This window comes from Corynebacterium minutissimum (assembly GCF_000805675.1).
Classification (GTDB): Bacteria; Actinomycetota; Actinomycetes; order Mycobacteriales; family Mycobacteriaceae; genus Corynebacterium; species Corynebacterium minutissimum.
In genome coordinates this window covers 227,664-242,740 of sequence record NZ_JSEF01000015.1, presented here as the reverse complement: position 1 = coordinate 242,740, position 15,077 = coordinate 227,664, and the positions used below count along the sequence as shown (strand labels likewise).

Sequence of the window (15,077 nt, the reverse complement as noted above, 5' to 3'; positions counted from 1 at the left end):
CGATGATGCGACTATTCCCCAAGACCTCCACGTGGCCTGCCAACTACCGCTTCGCCTACATTCTTGTATGGGCAGGAGCCATCATCACAGTCCTCGCCGCCATCGCGCTAGCACTCTTGGGTAGTGATGGGCTGACGCTGGGCATCATGATTGTTGTGGCCCTCTACTGCATCGCCATGGCAGTGCTCATGCCGCGGTGGGCGCTCAACGGTGCAGAGGAAGCCGCCAAGCGGGCCCGAGCCAAGGAAGCCCGTGACGAGCTGCGCCGGATGAAGAAGCAGAAGCAGGCGCGCTACAGCCTTCTAGGTGGCAGCCTCGTCGGTGCTGGGGGCCGGGGAGTGGAGGCGGGCGCGGCGTCGGGAAGCGCGGCCCATCCGCACTAAATCCGCCAGGTAAATGATGACCGCTACCCAAATGATGATGAAGCCGATCCAGCGCTCGGTTGGCATATCCTCCTGGGTGACGAAGACTGCCCACAGCATCTGCATAATCGGCGTCATGTACTGCAGCATGCCGATGGTGGATAGGCGCAGGTGTTTAGCGCCCTGTGCAAAACAGAGCAGCGGCAGAGCAGTCACTAGTCCGGAGGTGACGAGCAGCGCCATGTGGCCGGGGCCCTCGCTGGCAAAGGTGGATTCGCCCTGGACCTGCAGGTATCCCAGGTACATGAGTGCGAAGGGCAGCATGACGATGGTTTCCGCGGCCACGGAGCCCATGGAAGAGACCGAAATCTGTTTCTTTAGCAGCCCGTAGAGTGCGAAACTGAAAGCCAGGGCCAGCGAATAATACGGTGCCTGGCCGGTCATGAATGTCAGCCACAGCACCGCCACGAAGGCAATGCTGACCGATGCCACCTGTGCCTTCGTCAGCGTTTCCTTGAGGAAGATGATGCCTAAGGCCACGGAGACGAGCGGGTTGATGAAATATCCCAGCGCGGCATCGGCCACGTGGTTGCTGTTGACCGCGATGACGTACGTACCCCAGTTGATAGTGATGGTGATACCGCAGCCCAGCATCCAGCCCCACGTGCGCAGGCTCATCTCTTTCAGCTCGCGCCAGCCGCCAGTAATCACCAGCATGAAGGTGACGAGCACCGCAGTCCACACAATGCGGTGCGCAAGGATTTCAAATGGGCTGGCGGGGCGCAGAAGCGGGAAGAACGCCGGGAAGAAGCCCCACATGAGATAGGCGGCAATAGTGTAGAACATCACAGAAAAATGTACAGGACGTTGAGTAATCCGGGAAGTTTGACGGCCCCGCTAAGATGACCGCATGGCCAAAAACTCATCCTTCGTCCACCTACACAACCACACCGAGTTTTCCATGCTGGACGGCATGGCAAAGGTGGATATGTTGGCGGATGAGGTGGTCCGCCAAGGCATGCCCGCCGTCGGCATGACAGACCACGGCAACATGTACGGCTCCAATGCCTTTTACCAGAGGATGACGAGCGCAGGCGTCAAACCCATCATTGGTATTGAGGCCTACCTCGCGCCGGAGTCGCGTTTCAATAAGAAGCGCGTGCTGTGGGGAACGCCGGATCAAAAGCGTGATGATGTTTCTGCCTCCGGTGCCTACCTGCACCAGACCATGCTGGCGGAAAATGAAACTGGTCTGCGCAACCTGTTCAAGCTCTCCTCGCTTGCCTCTTACGAAGGTCAGCTGGGCAAGTGGCCGCGTATGGACGCGGAACTCATCGCTGAGCATGCTGAAGGCATTATCGCGACCACCGGCTGCCCCTCCGGTGATGTTCAAACCCGCCTGCGTCTAGGCCAGTTCAACGAGGCCCTCGAGGCCGCTGCGATGTGGCAGGACATCTATGGCAAGGACAACTTCTTCCTCGAGCTCATGGACCATGGGCTGGATATTGAGAAGCGCACCCGAGACGGGTTGCTGGAGATTGGCCGCAAGCTGGACCTGCCGCCGCTGGTGACCAATGACTGCCACTACGTTCTGGAGTCCCAAGCCCCAGCGCACGAGGCCATGCTGTGCGTGCAGACGGGCAAGACCTTCATGGACCCGGACCGCTTCAAATTCGATGGCACCGGCTACTACATCAAGTCCGCCCAACAGATGCGTGAACTGTGGGACCACATGGTCCCTGAAGCCTGCGATAATACGCTGTGGATTGCGGAGCGCGTCCAGGATTATGGCGCGATTTGGGAAGAGCATACCCACGACCGCATGCCGATTGCGGACGTCCCCGAGGGCCACACCCCAACGTCGTGGCTGACCCACGAGGTCATGGAGGGCCTTAAGGATCGTTTCAACGGCGGGGATGTGCCGCAGGAGTACATCGACCGCGCCGAGTATGAAATCAGCGTCATCGACATGAAGGGCTACCCCTCCTACTTCCTCATCGTGGCCGAGCTCATCAAGCACGCGCGCTCCATCGGTATTCGCGTCGGTCCGGGGCGTGGTTCGGCTGCAGGTGCGCTCGTGGCGTATGCGCTGACGATTACCAACATTGACCCCATCGAGCACGGCCTCCTCTTCGAGCGATTCCTTAACCCGGAGCGTCCCTCCGCACCGGATATCGATATCGACTTCGATGATCGCCGCCGCGGCGAAATGATTACCTACGCTGCTGAGCGCTGGGGCGAGGACAAGGTTGCCCAGGTGATTACCTTCGGCACCGTGAAGACCAAACAGGCCATTAAGGACTCCGCCAAGGTGCACTTTGGCCAGCCGGGCTTCCAGATGGCGGACCGCATCAACGGCGCGTTGCCGCCGGCCATTATGGCCAAGGATATTCCGCTGGCCGGTATTACTGATCCGGAGCACGAGCGCTACTCGGAGGCCACCGAGGTCCGTCAGATGATTGAGACTGACCCGGACGTCAAGAAGATTTATGAGACCGCGCGTGGTCTTGAAGGCGTCGTCAGGCAGGCAGGCGTGCATGCCTGTGCGGTGATTATGGCTTCGGTCCGACTCATGGACCACATTCCGATGTGGAAGCGACCAGCCGACGGCGCCTACATCACCGGTTGGGACTACCCAGCCTGTGAGGCCATTGGCCTGCTGAAGATGGACTTTCTGGGCCTGCGCAACCTCACCGTGATTGGTGACTGCCTAGAGAACATCAAGAAAAACCGCGGCGAAGAGATTGGCCTGGAGGACCTTCACGCCGATGATCCGAAGGTATCCAAGGTCTATGACCTGCTGTCACGCGGCGATACCCTGGGCGTGTTCCAGCTCGACTCTGGCGGCATGCAGGAGCTGCTCAAACGTATGAAACCGACAGGTTTCAAGGATATTGTCGCGTCGCTGGCGCTCTACCGCCCGGGCCCGATGGGCGTGAACGCTCACTGGGATTACGCGGACCGCAAGAATGGGCGTAAGGAAATTACGCCGATTCACCCGGAGCTGGAAGAGCCGCTCAAGGAAATCCTCGATGAGACCTACGGCCTCATCGTGTATCAGGAGCAGATCATGCGTATCTCGCAGAAGGTGGCGAACTACACCGCCGGCGAGGCAGATGGCTTCCGCAAGGCCATGGGTAAGAAGAAGCCGGAAGTCTTGGCACAGCAGTACGACAAGTTCTGGGGCGGCATGAAGGACAACGGCTACTCCAAGGAAGCCATGGACGCGCTGTGGGGCACGATTGAGCCCTTTGCCTCCTACGCGTTTAACAAGTCCCACGCCGCGGGCTACGGCTTGGTGTCCTTCTGGACGGCCTACCTCAAGGCCTACTATGCGCCGGAGTACATGGCAGCGCTTTTGACCTCGGTAGGTGACAAGAAGGATAAGTCCGCTATCTACCTTGCCGATTGCCGCCACCTTGGCATCCGCGTGCTCTCCCCGGACGTTAACGAGTCCCAGGAAACCTTCCAGGCTGTGGGGGACGATATTCGCTTCGGCATGGGCGCTATCCGCAACGTTGGTGGGGAAGTGGTCGATTCCATCGTGAAGACCCGTCGGGAGAAAGGCGCATATACGTCCTTCTCTGACTATTTGGACAAGATTGAGCTAGCGGCCTGCTCCAAGCGCGTGACGGAGTCCCTCATCAAGGCCGGCGCTTTCGACTCCTTGGAGCACCCACGCAAGGGCCTTATGCTCATTCACGAGGACGCAGTGGACTCGGTTCAGACCACGAAGAAGGCAGCTGATAAAGGCCAGTTCGACCTTTTCGCCGGCTTCGGTGGCGGCGACGAGGACGGCGATTCTGGTTCTGGCTCCGCCTTTGCTATTGACGTCCCCGATGAGAATTGGGACCGCAAGCACGAGCTGGCCCTGGAGCGTGAGATGCTGGGCCTTTACGTCTCCGGCCACCCGCTCGATGGTTTCGAGGAAGCACTCGATGCACAGACCGATACGCCGATTACCAAGATTCTTAACGGTGAAGTCGGCAACGGGCAGGAGCTGGTGATTGGCGGCATCATCTCGGGCGTGGACAGGCGTTTTTCCAAGCGCGATGGTTCTCCATGGGCCATCGTCAGCATTGAAGATCATAACGGCGCCCAGGTAGACATCCTCGTGTTCAACCAGGTGTACTCGCTAGTGGCTCCGCAGATTGCAGAAGACAACATCATCTTGGCCAAGGTTCAGGTGAAGGTTCGGGATGAGCGCATGTCCCTCTTCTGTTCCGATATCAAGGTGCCTGACTTAGGCCCTGGCAATGGTGCCGGCCTGCCCCTGCGCCTGACTATGCGCACAGACCAGTGCACGATGGATAACATTGCCAAGCTCAAGCAGGTGCTCGTTAACAACAAGGGCGAGTCGGACGTATACCTCACGCTTGTCGACGGCGAAGAGTCCACCATGATGGTCCTCGGTGAGCATTTGCGTGTGGAGCGCTCGAGCAACCTTATGGGTGACCTCAAGGCCACGATGGGGGCCGGCATCCTCGGGTGAATTTAAGTTGAATCAAGATCCCATGGGAACCAGGCTCCTGGGTTACTCTAGACAGCATAGTCTAGAAGAAAGGAAGCCTGTTTCCCATGGTGAACAAGATTCGTACCACCCACGTTGGCTCGCTGCCTCGCACGAAGGAGCTGCTCGAGGCTAACCTCGAGCGCTCTGCCGGCACCATCTCAGACGAGAAGTTCCACGACATCTTGGAACGCTCCGTAGCGGATGTGGTGAAGCGCCAGGTTGATCTCGGCATCGACATCATCAACGAGGGCGAATACGGCCACATCACCTCCGGCGCCGTGGACTACGGTGCGTGGTGGAACTACTCTTTTACCCGCCTGGGTGGTCTGACCATGACGGACAAGGACCGCTGGGAAATCGGTGACAAGGTTCGTTCCGAGCCGGGTAAGATTCGCCTTTCCTCGATGAAGGATCGCCGCGACCGTGCGCTGTTTTCTGAAGCCTACAATGACCCTGATTCGGGCATCTTCACCGGCCGCAAGAAGGTAGCTAACCCGGAATTCACCGGTCCGGTGACCTACATCGGCCAGGAGCAGGTTGAGGCGGACGTTAAGTTGCTTGCCGACGCCCTCCCCGAAGGCACCGAAGGTTTCGTCGCCGCCCTGTCCCCGGGTGCCGCGGCACGTCTTCCCAACAAGTACTACGAGGACGAGTCTGAGCTCGTTCGCGCCTGTGGTGAGGCGCTGAAGGTCGAGTATAAGGCCATCACGGATGCGGGTCTCACCGTGCAGTTCGATGCGCCGGATTTGGCGGAGGCATGGGATTCTGTGGTGCCGGAGCCCACCGTGAAGGATTTCCAGGCCTTCCTGCACGAGCGTATTGAGATTCTCAACGACTCTATTAAGGACATCCCGCGCGAGCAGACTCGTCTGCACATCTGCTGGGGTTCCTGGCACTGCCCGCACGTCACGGACATTCCGTTCGAGGACATCATCGAGGAGATCCTGCAGGCCAAGGTCGGTGGATTCTCCTTCGAAGGTGCTTCGCCGCGCCATGCTCACGAGTGGCGTGTGTGGAAGGACCACACGCTGCCGGAGGGAACTGTCATCTACCCAGGCGTGGTGTCGCATTCCACGAACGCTGTGGAGCACCCGCGTCTGGTCGCTGACCGCATCATCCAGTTTGCTGAGCTCGTGGGCCCGGAAAACGTCATCGCCTCGACCGACTGTGGCCTAGGCGGCCGCCTGCACCACCAGATCGCATGGGCCAAGCTCCAGTCCCTCGTTGAGGGCGCAGAGATTGCGACGAAGGAACTGTTTTAAGTTCTCGTCTCATTGGTTTTAACGGGCCAAAACGAAGGAGGCGCTGCGGAGAAAATCTCGCAGCGCCTCCTTTACTATCCCCATTGGAGCGGGATTAGTCTTCGGCCTTCTCGACTTCTTCCTTCTTCTTGGAGTTATCCCAGTAGAAGCCCATGCTCTTGAGGAAGGCACGCAGACCATTCAGGATGGACGGGTCGAACTCAGCGGCGACGACGAGAACTCGAATACCCACGGAGAGCAATGCCAGAGCACCGCCAACCCAGGCGTAAATCTCCTTGGACTTTTCCGTTGGACGTGCAGACTGAACGAACTCGGGCATCTCGTCCCAGTCCTTCTGCAGCTTCGCTTCCTTTTCTTCCGCAACGCAATCCGGGGTGTCCGGCATGCCGGAGGAGCCATAGCCGTTGAGCACACCGTTGGCCAGCTCTTGTGGGCCCATGAACGACGAACCTGCGGTGCCATCAGCGACGGCAGCCTCGTGGTCCTTACGCGCTTGGTTGACCTGGTCGGCACACTCCTGAGAGAGATCCTTGGTGCTGGTATGGCCAACATTCAGAGAACTTCCCAGAGCTTTGGAAGAGTCCTTTGCCGTCTCCTGCGCGGCCTCCTCGGCAGCCTTCTCCTCGGATACGTCTTCAGCAGCCTTCTCCTCGGAAGCTTCCTCGGAGGCGTCCTGCGTGGCGGACTCCGGGGAGGCCGAGTCAGCCACGGTTGAGGTGGCTGTCGCGGTCGAGCTGGCTGACGCAGAGGAATCATCAGCAGCGGCCAGTGGGGTGACCAGTGCCATGGTCGTGGCACAAATGGCGACGAGGGAGGTGGAAAGACGCATATCGAGGGTTCTCCTTGGGAAGGGAAAGGACAGGTGTGAAAGGGCTTCTTGGAAAAGCTCACTTCAATGTAGCAGCCCTTCCCGCGGGGTGGATAGGGCTTAGAGGAACTTCTCCAACTGAGCGCGCAGCGGAGCTGGTGCAAGGCTCAGGACAGTCTCGCGGATACCCGGGACGCGCAGCACACCAATGGTGGCGGCCAGCGCAGCAATGACGCCGATGACGGAACCAGCGATGATGCCGCCGGAGACGCTGCTGGAGCTCTTGTCTGCAGAGCCCTTGCCGTCCTTACCGGCATCGTTGCCTGGCTTCTTCGGAGTGTCCTGCTCGTCCTTGTCCTTGTCTTTATCCGTGTCCTTGCCGTCGCCCTGGTCGGCGTCTTCGTCTTCCTCGACGGTGAGGAGGTCCTCAACGGAGTACACGGTGGTGGTGCCAGAGACCTCGTTGCCCACGACGAGCAGGTACTCACCAGTGGGGGAGTCCTTCTTGTCGACGAAGGCGAAGCCCTCTGGGCCAAGGTCGCCAGCATCGGCGTACTCATCGGTGGAGAAGTCACGGTTATTGACGTAGGTGACGAAGGAAGCGTTGGCCGGGTCGGTGACGTCGTAGACGAAGATGCCACCTACGCGCTCCGCACCGATGAAAGCGTAGGTCCGCTCGCCGACGGTACCAACGACGAGTGCCTCCGGCTCGGGGCCCTTGTTGTCGGAGCGGTCATCGAACTCTGCTTCTTCGTTGTCAGCGTTGTGGTGGAAGATACCTGGCTCGTTGAGCTCAGCGGTGATCTGCTCAAACTCAGCGCCGGAGTCAAAGACAACGTTGCCCTCAGCGTCGTAGATGCTGAAGGAGCGGGAGCCGTAGGAGTACAGCTCGTCGAAGCAGCCCTTCTCCTCATTCCAGCCGGACGCATTGGTGAGCTTCAGGTTGCCGGCGTGCTTTTTGTCGGCGAGGTCTTCCGCGGAGACGTCGCCAAGCGCGCCCTCGCACACCGCGCCCTCCTCGATGAGGTCCTTGAGCTCTACCTCGTCGGTGTAGACACCGGAGCCTCCATCCTTTTCCTTCACGCCCCACTCGCGGGCATCGCCTTCGTTAGCGGTAGCGAAGTAGGTCTGGCCGCCGGTAGTAAAAGCACCGACCGAGTCCGGCATGGACAGGCCCTTCACCGGGATGGTGCGCAGCTCGGCCTTGTCATCCTTATTGGACGGGTCGAGCGGAGTCTTGCTGTGGTCAGCAACGTGGGCTGGGACAATCTTTTCGACGGTGGCGGACTCGATATCGACGATGGCAATGGCATTGGCCTCCTGCAAGGTCACGAATGCCTTGCCGTCCTGGGAGGAGATGTATTCTGGCTCGAAGTCGATAGAAGGCTTGGAGTCATGGCCAGATGGGCCGAAGACACGCACACCTTCGGGAAGCTCCTGGTCATCGAAGGCAGTGAAATCCGCGATGCGGGCGTCAGCCTCGGAGGGAGCTGCAACATCCTTCGGCAGCGCGATAACGGAAATCGAACCCTCCGGGTCAGTCACGTAATCGGTGCCCTCGGCGTTGAGTTCGTCGGACGGCTCGCCTTCGTTGGCCACCAGCGCGTAACCACCGTCAGCGGTGATGTGAACGTTATCCGGCAAAGCGCCTACCGCAACTCGGCCGAGCTCTGCGGAATCCAGGTTCTCCGCGGCAGCGTTGAAGAACAGAGCTTCACCGTTCTCAGTCTTGTCTTCCTGCTGAACGGCGGCGACAGCCAGGCCGTCCGGGCGCACGGCCACGGAGTTAATTTCCTTGCTGTCACCAGCAGAGATAGAGCCGATGTGCTGTAGATTGGTCGGGTCGGCGGCGTCGATAACGTCAATCTGGCCGGCGTGGGCATTGACGGTCAGAATGCGCTTGGATGCTGGGTGGAAGGCCACGATCTCCGCAGCGGACTCTTCGTATACGCCGGATTCGTAGGTGCCGATAGGGCTGACCTTTAGGCTAGCGTTAGCCGCAGAGTGCACGTGGACGTTGTCCACAATCTTGGCGGAAGCTGCCGGAACGGCCAAGCTTACGCTGGTGGCGGTAGCGACACACAGGGCAAGCGCGCGGCGAGAGAAAGAGCGAGACATAGAAGAACTCCTAGCGTTGAGACGACAAAGATTCCGCACCACCGTACGTGTCACACCGTCCCCTTTCGGAGAACAGAGAGTAACGACAGGGGAAGATTTGAGTAAACCTTTGGTGAATCGGTCGAATGCTAGGTAATGCATGCAGGGCACTCTGTAGAGCGTAGAATGAGCCCTCATGACACGTACCCCGGAAGACTTCGAGCCAGTCCACGCCTCCGACATCCAGTTGGCCCAATCGCGGATTAGCTCGGAGATTGCTCCGACCCCACTGCAGTACTGCCCACGCCTGTCCCAGGAGACCGGCTACGAGGTCTATCTCAAGCGGGAGGACCTCCAGGATGTGCGCTCGTACAAGATCCGCGGCGCCATTTATGGAATGTCCAACCTTGGTGACAAGGAGCGCGCGCAGGGCATCGTGACGGCGTCGGCAGGCAATCATGCTCAAGGCGTCGCCTATGCCTGCCGGACCATGGGAATTCAAGGCAAGGTTTTCGTCCCGGAACCTACGCCGAAGCAGAAGCGTGACCGCATCCTCGTTCACGGCGGTGACTTCGTGGAGCTCGTCGTCACCGGAGCTAATTTTGATGAGGCGGCGGCTGCCGCTCATGCTGATGCCGCTGAGCGTGGAGCATTCTTCATCGAGCCTTTCGACGCCCGCGATACCGTCATCGGTCAAGGCACCGTGGCTGCCGAGATCGTGGCGCAGCTGTCCTCGTTGGGCAAGGCCCTCGACACCGTGGTGGTTCCAGTGGGTGGAGGCGGACTCATCTCCGGAATCACGTCCTACCTTGCAGACATGGCTCCCCGCACTGCGGTGGTGGGGATTGAGCCGGCCGGGGCGGCGTCGCTAAGCGCTGCTTTCGACGCTGGCGAACCAGTGACGCTGGAGACCGTGGACCCCTTCGTCGATGGTGCTGCAGTGAAGCGAATTGGTGACGTACCTTTCAAGATTCTGGAGGCCAACCAGGGGCGTTTGCACTGGGATAATGTGTCCGAAGGTGCGGTGTGCACGGAGCAGCTGGCCTTGTATCAGAACGAAGGCATCATTGCGGAGCCCGCCGGCGCGTTGAGTGTGACCGGTCTGCGCTCCCTGAAGCTGCAGCCGGGATCGACCGTCGTGTGCGTTATCTCCGGCGGAAATAACGATGTATTGCGTTACGCCGAAATCATGGAGCGCTCCCTCGTACACCGAGGTCTTAAGCACTACTTCCTGGTGAACTTTCCGCAGGAACCGGGTCAGCTCCGCCACTTCCTCCAAGATGTGCTTGGGCCAGAGGATGACATCACCCTGTTCGAGTACCTCAAGCGCAACAACCGCGAAACCGGTGCGGCGCTCGTCGGTATTGAGCTGGGATCCGCCGCCGGCATTGATGGATTGTTGCGCAGATTGGCAGACTCCAAGCTGCAATGCAAGCAGTTGAAGCCTGGCACTCCTGAGTACGACTTCCTCGTCGCATAATGCTGGACAGTTATCAGCGCCCCGTTGCCGGCGAGCTTTACGAGCACGAGATTGAGATTAAGCGCTCCCGTTTCATCACCTTCATCGGGCGCGTGACAAATGAGGAAGAAGCACGCGCGTTCATTGACGCTGCCAGGGAGCGCTTCCCGGATGCTCGTCATCACTGCTCGGCGTACATCTACCACGTCGATGCCTCGAACCCAGTGGAACGCTCCTCTGACGATGGTGAGCCCTCCGGCACCGCAGGCAAACCCATGCTTGACGTCCTCAAAGGGTCCGGGATGCTGGACATCTGCGCGGTGGTGGTGCGCTACTTCGGTGGCACCAAGCTGGGCGCGGGCGGTTTGGTCCACGCTTATGGCGGCGCTGTGAGTGAGACGATGGAGCACGTCGAGCGCGCCACCCGCGCTTTGCGTGAGCTCTACACGCTGGAGGTCTCCCATGCCGATGCCGGCCGCTTGGAGGCGGACCTGCGCAACCGCGGCGTGGACCTTGTCGATACTGCTTACGGCCAAGCAGTGACTTTTACCGTCTCCGTCGCCCCGGGTGACGAGGAAGAACTCGCGGCCACACTGGCCGCCTTGACCCAAGGTGAGGTTGCTCCGAAGGAAGCCGGCAGCGCCTGGGTGGAGCTTTCGCACTAGCGCGTCACTAGTTCCTCGCACGGCGTGGTTGCCTTGTAGTATTGGCAGCATGACTATGCAGCGACGCCCCAATAACCCCATTGAAAAGCGGAAGCAGGCTGTACGCACGCACGCTCGCAACGGCGCCATTGCCGTGGTGGGCGGCATCGGTGGCGGCATCCTGCTGGGCTGGGCGCTTACTGGGTTCTGGACGTGGATGGCCATTGGCCTCGTCGTTGCCGTGGTCGGTGGCGTCTATAACTGGGTAAAGATCCAGAAGATCGTCAACGAAAACCACAACCTTTAAGAGCCGTATGGTCAACCAGCCCGACGGGCGCCCAGTCCGCATCGATGCCTGGGTATGGTCCGTCCGCATGTTCAAGACCCGCTCGGAGGCCGCCACCGCAGTGCGCGCTGGGCACGTCAAACTCAACGGCAACGCCACCAAGCCCGCCCAGCAGGTTGTCCCCGGCGACCGCGTACGCGTGTGGCGAAACCACCACGAGCATGACCTCGAGGTCCTTGCCACCGTATCGAAGCGTGTGGGCGCTCCCGTGGCACGTACCTGCTACATCGACCACGCCCCGCCGCCCCCGCCGAAGGAATTCCTTCCCTCCGTCCCCGTCCGCGCCCGGGGCACCGGCCGTCCCACGAAGAAGGAACGCCGGCAGATGGACAAGTTTTTGGGGAGGAATCGCGGCTAGCTTTCCCTCGTTGTCTCGGGTTTGCTAGTTCGATGAGACGTTCTTCAGGGCTTTGAGCCGCGCGATCAAGCGGCGCTTGCGGTCCGGGCGGTCACCTGCTTCATATGTGGCGTCGATGTGCTGGGAACCGAACTTGTTGAGCAACAAGTCGTCGATAAGCCTGACCTGCCCGGGGCGGAAGCGGTAGCGCATAGCGTCGTGCACGTGGGCGATGTCATCATCATCCAAGAGTTGTTTGAGCTGGCTCAAACGGTTGATGCCGTTGTTCTCTAGCAGCTCCGCCAGGAAGCGGTAGTGCTCCGAGCGTGAGCGTGGGAAGCGGCTACCCAGAATGATGGCAAGCACACCCGGTAGGGTCTCCGCGGTGAGCTCAATGTCCTCATCGGTTTCCGTGCTGGGGGCCTTGAGCGCTGCGATTTCATCGAATTGCTGGTCAGCCAATTCAATGAGACCTGCGGCTAGAGTAAAGAGACGATCGACCTGCGGAGAAGGTGGGTTCGGCCCCTGCTTGTAGCGAATATCGTGCTCAAACTCTGCCCAAGCATGCTGCAGGACAGTGCGGATCTGTACCTCGAAAGTCCAGCCCACATAAGGCTCGAGCTCATCGAGGGCAGCAGCGCTATCTTCAGTGACCGTGAGAACGAGATGGTGGGAGCCGTAGCCAAAACCGCCGGAAATACGGGTCTCCGCGGCCTTGTCCACGGAGCGCACAACCTTGAAGGTTTCCCCCAAAACCTCAATAGTTTCCGGGATGATGGTGGAGTGAAAGACGTTGATACGCACGCCGAGAACATCGTGGATGTCGTCCCACGGTGCGGGGTACATAAGCTCGCCATTCTCACGACGTTTCTTCGCCTTGGCCTTAAGAGAAGGCCACTGCTTGACGCGGGTAGCCACGCGGTCGAAGATAATGCCGGCGTCGTTAAGCAAGTCCTCGATGGCATCGAGGAAATCTTGTGCTGCAGTGGGGTGTGCGTGAACCCAGGAGTGGTATTGATTGCTCAGGCGAGAAATTGGGGATTCGGGCATCGCTATGAACACGACTCCTTTCGGCCACGGCGGTGAGGGGGAAAAGGAGGTTGTTTTATACCTCCAAAGGAAAGCCGTTAGCCAATACTAGTGGGCGCAGGCTCAGTGTGGGGCGATGGCGTGGGCGCAGTTCGCTAGCGCGGCCGGCTAACGCGGTTGCTGTGCTGTCAGGAGTATCAGTCAAAGCGAATAGCGTGTGTGCGTCGGGAACGAGGTACGTGATGCGCTGAGCTTGGGTCAGACGGCGAAGGTGATTATCCACAATGACGAACGTTTGGGGGTGTGCCAACCACGCGGAGATAGAGCAGCGGTGCGCACGAACCTCCACGCTGCCCTCAGCACCGGGCAGGCTGTGTTCGGCAGGGCGAGTAAAGAAGCGCAACCCTTGGTCCGTCAGGGCCCTGCGCTGCAGGTTGAGCGATGAGGCGTCCCATGCCTGGCGAACCGTGAGCCCCATATCGTCGAGTGCACGCTGGCTGACGCGTTTTACCGAAGAACCTTCGCCATGAGTCAACGTCATGGAAAGCGTGCGGGAAAGCTGGATGCTGGCAGGGGAGTCACCAAATCCGTCATCACAGAGTTTCACACCGCTGAGCTCGTTGCTCGGGCACAAAGACGGTAAAAGGCGGTCAACATCGAGGGCAGAAGGCGCTACAACGGTCATGGCGTTCTCCAGTAAGGGTAGAGCTTAAGAATTTCTTGCCCTTATTGGACTGCGCCACATGCCCGTTGGTTCCCAGCCTTTCGGGAAAAATTTCCGTGAGCTAGACAAGACGCCGTGCCGGTTGTGCCTTTAAAACGGTGGTGCTTCGTCGAGTTGGAGTTCGGAGAGAAGTTTGTCCACCGGCCAAATCGCGATGTCCTGGCCCTTGGCTTGTAACTCTTCGGCGCGCTTTTCCTTGGAGGTCTTCGTAGCCCACTGTCCCACGACGAGGATGGTGGTTTTCTTGGTCACGTTCTTGCCCACCTGGCCGCCGCGCTCAGCAATCTTGGACCACAACAGGCCTTTATCGAAAGGCTCAAAGTCACCGGTGAGGGTGACGTGTTGGTTAAAGAGTGCGCCCTCAGGGTCAGCGTAGGGGTTAGGGTCCGGAATCGTGTCTGGGGTAGCGACTGATTGCCAGGGCGCTGGGCCGCGACGGTCCTGGGAGCCGGAGCTCTTTTTCTTCGAGCTCGTTTCGGTGCCGGCCATGCGAGTGTTATCACGGAAATCTGTGCCGGCACCCAGATCCGCAGCGGATAGTGGAGCAGTGTTAGCGCGCAACATCGGAATGACGGATTCTTCGCTTAAGCTGCCCAAAGCAAACTCGCGGGTGGTGAAAAGGTCCTCGATGGAACCCGAGTGTCCGAAACGGCGGGCGAGACCGGTGACGATGGCGCCAGCCGCGCGGGCATCGGCGGTGGCCTCGTGGTGCTGGAAGTCGTCCGCACCGACGAAGGACGCCACAGTGGGTAGCTTGTGGTTGGCCACATCGATAACGCCGGCGCGGGAGGCGTCGCGTGCCAAGGCTAAAGAACACGCGAGGCGAACATCCGGAACAGGAGCCTTGGCCGTGCGCAGACCCGTGCGCAGTGCAGTTGAATCGAACTGCGCATTGTGGGCAACAAGGGTGTCCGTGCCGAGGAATTCGAAGAGCTCCGCAGCGGCGTCCGCGAAAGGAGAGGCATCGGCAACGTCATCCGCCGTAATTCCGTGAATGCTGACGTTGACTTCGTCGAAGTGCTCCAAACCGGGCGGAGGAGTACACAGCCACGTGCGGGATTCGGTTTCCTCACCATCGCGGAAACGGACCGCACCAATCTGGCACACGGAACCCCAGTTATCGTTGGCGGTTTCCACGTCAACGGCGGTGAAATTCAGCCCTTTGACACCTGCGCTGACGGCTGGTGTCTCGCCGCGCAAAACAGCCTCTACTGCGGAAGCTAGTCCTTCCGAGTCCTGGCCGGGAGCGATACGAATGATAGTGAGTTCGGTATCGCTTTCGCCACGCACGACAACCTGTCCGAAACTTGTTGCCGTCGGTGCCGAGCACTCTACCCCCGTGGCCCCAGCCAGCGGGATTTCCTCGTGGGCTGGTGCGCCAAGGGAAGCTGCAAGCTGGGAGCGGTGAAGAATCAGAGCATCGGCGGTGACGTCAACGACGGCACCGTGGGCGGTATAGGACACGGATTCCTTTCAGGGCATCATTTCAGACTGGG

At 59.8% G+C, this 15,077-nt stretch carries 13 protein-coding genes; 7 read left to right on the top strand and 6 right to left on the bottom strand.

Going from position 1 to position 15,077, the window contains the following annotated elements; translation table 11 throughout:
* The first annotated feature begins 2 nt into the window (after nucleotides 1-2).
* Nucleotides 3-383 carry a hypothetical protein gene (locus tag NX84_RS12670; protein ID WP_060920960.1) on the top strand — a complete coding sequence of 127 codons (381 nt, stop codon included), beginning with the start codon at nucleotides 3-5 and terminating at the stop codon, nucleotides 381-383.
* On the opposite strand, the gene rarD is transcribed toward NX84_RS12670, so the two are convergent.
* Entirely contained in the window at nucleotides 303-1,208 is a 906-nt protein-coding gene (gene rarD / locus NX84_RS09175; protein ID WP_039676051.1) for an EamA family transporter RarD, read from the bottom strand. The genes NX84_RS12670 and rarD overlap by 81 nt on opposite strands.
* Nucleotides 1,209-1,272: 64 nt before the next feature.
* Here rarD and dnaE point away from each other — a divergent pair, with 64 nt between their 5' ends.
* Together dnaE and NX84_RS09165 are read left to right on the top strand one after the other, a co-directional pair.
* Nucleotides 1,273-4,854 (top strand): DNA polymerase III subunit alpha, encoded by a 3,582-nt coding sequence (dnaE, locus tag NX84_RS09170; RefSeq protein ID WP_039676049.1) that lies wholly within the window; start codon nucleotides 1,273-1,275, stop codon nucleotides 4,852-4,854.
* A gap of 86 nt (nucleotides 4,855-4,940) precedes the next feature.
* Nucleotides 4,941-6,137, top strand: a complete 1,197-nt coding sequence (locus NX84_RS09165) for a cobalamin-independent methionine synthase II family protein (protein ID WP_039676046.1) — start codon at nucleotides 4,941-4,943, stop codon at nucleotides 6,135-6,137.
* A gap of 94 nt (nucleotides 6,138-6,231) precedes the next feature.
* Here the strand turns inward: NX84_RS09165 and NX84_RS12370 are convergent, their stop codons facing one another.
* Nucleotides 6,232-6,966, bottom strand: a complete 735-nt coding sequence (locus NX84_RS12370) for a hypothetical protein (protein ID WP_052319731.1) — start codon at nucleotides 6,964-6,966, stop codon at nucleotides 6,232-6,234.
* A 99-nt stretch (nucleotides 6,967-7,065) separates the two neighbouring features.
* Nucleotides 7,066-9,063, bottom strand: a complete 1,998-nt coding sequence (locus NX84_RS09155) for a choice-of-anchor I family protein (RefSeq protein WP_039676045.1) — start codon at nucleotides 9,061-9,063, stop codon at nucleotides 7,066-7,068.
* A gap of 175 nt (nucleotides 9,064-9,238) precedes the next feature.
* Between NX84_RS09155 and ilvA the strand changes: the two genes are divergently transcribed.
* The 4 genes from ilvA to NX84_RS09135 are packed head-to-tail and all read left to right on the top strand — an operon-like array spanning nucleotide 9,239 to nucleotide 11,849.
* A complete protein-coding gene (ilvA, locus tag NX84_RS09150; RefSeq protein WP_039676044.1) occupies nucleotides 9,239-10,522 on the top strand; it encodes a threonine ammonia-lyase IlvA in 1,284 nt (427 codons plus the stop codon).
* Nucleotides 10,522-11,166, top strand: coding sequence for a YigZ family protein (locus tag NX84_RS09145; protein ID WP_039676043.1), 645 nt, complete (start codon nucleotides 10,522-10,524; stop codon nucleotides 11,164-11,166). Before ilvA ends, NX84_RS09145 begins: the two co-directional genes overlap by 1 nt.
* Nucleotides 11,167-11,215: 49 nt before the next feature.
* The gene (locus tag NX84_RS09140) at nucleotides 11,216-11,452 is read left to right on the top strand and encodes a hypothetical protein (protein WP_039676041.1); all 237 of its coding nucleotides are present in this window, start codon (nucleotides 11,216-11,218) and stop codon (nucleotides 11,450-11,452) included.
* Between the two features lie 7 nt (nucleotides 11,453-11,459).
* Nucleotides 11,460-11,849, top strand: coding sequence for an RNA-binding S4 domain-containing protein (locus tag NX84_RS09135; protein ID WP_039676039.1), 390 nt, complete (start codon nucleotides 11,460-11,462; stop codon nucleotides 11,847-11,849).
* Nucleotides 11,850-11,873: 24 nt separating this feature from the next.
* Here NX84_RS09135 and NX84_RS09130 read toward each other — a convergent pair whose 3' ends face one another.
* The 3 genes from NX84_RS09130 to NX84_RS09120 form a co-directional block, all read right to left on the bottom strand.
* Nucleotides 11,874-12,878 carry a GTP pyrophosphokinase gene (locus NX84_RS09130; protein ID WP_039676037.1) on the bottom strand — a complete coding sequence of 335 codons (1,005 nt, stop codon included), beginning with the start codon at nucleotides 12,876-12,878 and terminating at the stop codon, nucleotides 11,874-11,876.
* 55 nt (nucleotides 12,879-12,933) lie between these two features.
* A complete protein-coding gene (locus tag NX84_RS09125; RefSeq protein ID WP_039676035.1) occupies nucleotides 12,934-13,542 on the bottom strand; it encodes a hypothetical protein in 609 nt (202 codons plus the stop codon).
* 129 nt (nucleotides 13,543-13,671) lie between these two features.
* A complete protein-coding gene (locus tag NX84_RS09120) occupies nucleotides 13,672-15,045 on the bottom strand; it encodes an exonuclease domain-containing protein (protein ID WP_039676033.1) in 1,374 nt (457 codons plus the stop codon).
* Nucleotides 15,046-15,077 lie beyond the last annotated feature (32 nt).

Coding starts and splice junctions, on each gene's coding strand:
- NX84_RS12670 (WP_060920960.1), top strand. CDS start 3: ATGATGCGACTATTCCCCAAGACCTCCACGTGGCCTGCCAACTACCGC.
- rarD (WP_039676051.1), bottom strand. CDS start 1,208: ATGTTCTACACTATTGCCGCCTATCTCATGTGGGGCTTCTTCCCGGCG.
- dnaE (WP_039676049.1), top strand. CDS start 1,273: ATGGCCAAAAACTCATCCTTCGTCCACCTACACAACCACACCGAGTTT.
- NX84_RS09165 (WP_039676046.1), top strand. CDS start 4,941: ATGGTGAACAAGATTCGTACCACCCACGTTGGCTCGCTGCCTCGCACG.
- NX84_RS12370 (WP_052319731.1), bottom strand. CDS start 6,966: ATGCGTCTTTCCACCTCCCTCGTCGCCATTTGTGCCACGACCATGGCA.
- NX84_RS09155 (WP_039676045.1), bottom strand. CDS start 9,063: ATGTCTCGCTCTTTCTCTCGCCGCGCGCTTGCCCTGTGTGTCGCTACC.
- ilvA (WP_039676044.1), top strand. CDS start 9,239: ATGACACGTACCCCGGAAGACTTCGAGCCAGTCCACGCCTCCGACATC.
- NX84_RS09145 (WP_039676043.1), top strand. CDS start 10,522: ATGCTGGACAGTTATCAGCGCCCCGTTGCCGGCGAGCTTTACGAGCAC.
- NX84_RS09140 (WP_039676041.1), top strand. CDS start 11,216: ATGACTATGCAGCGACGCCCCAATAACCCCATTGAAAAGCGGAAGCAG.
- NX84_RS09135 (WP_039676039.1), top strand. CDS start 11,460: ATGGTCAACCAGCCCGACGGGCGCCCAGTCCGCATCGATGCCTGGGTA.
- NX84_RS09130 (WP_039676037.1), bottom strand. CDS start 12,878: ATGCCCGAATCCCCAATTTCTCGCCTGAGCAATCAATACCACTCCTGG.
- NX84_RS09125 (WP_039676035.1), bottom strand. CDS start 13,542: ATGACCGTTGTAGCGCCTTCTGCCCTCGATGTTGACCGCCTTTTACCG.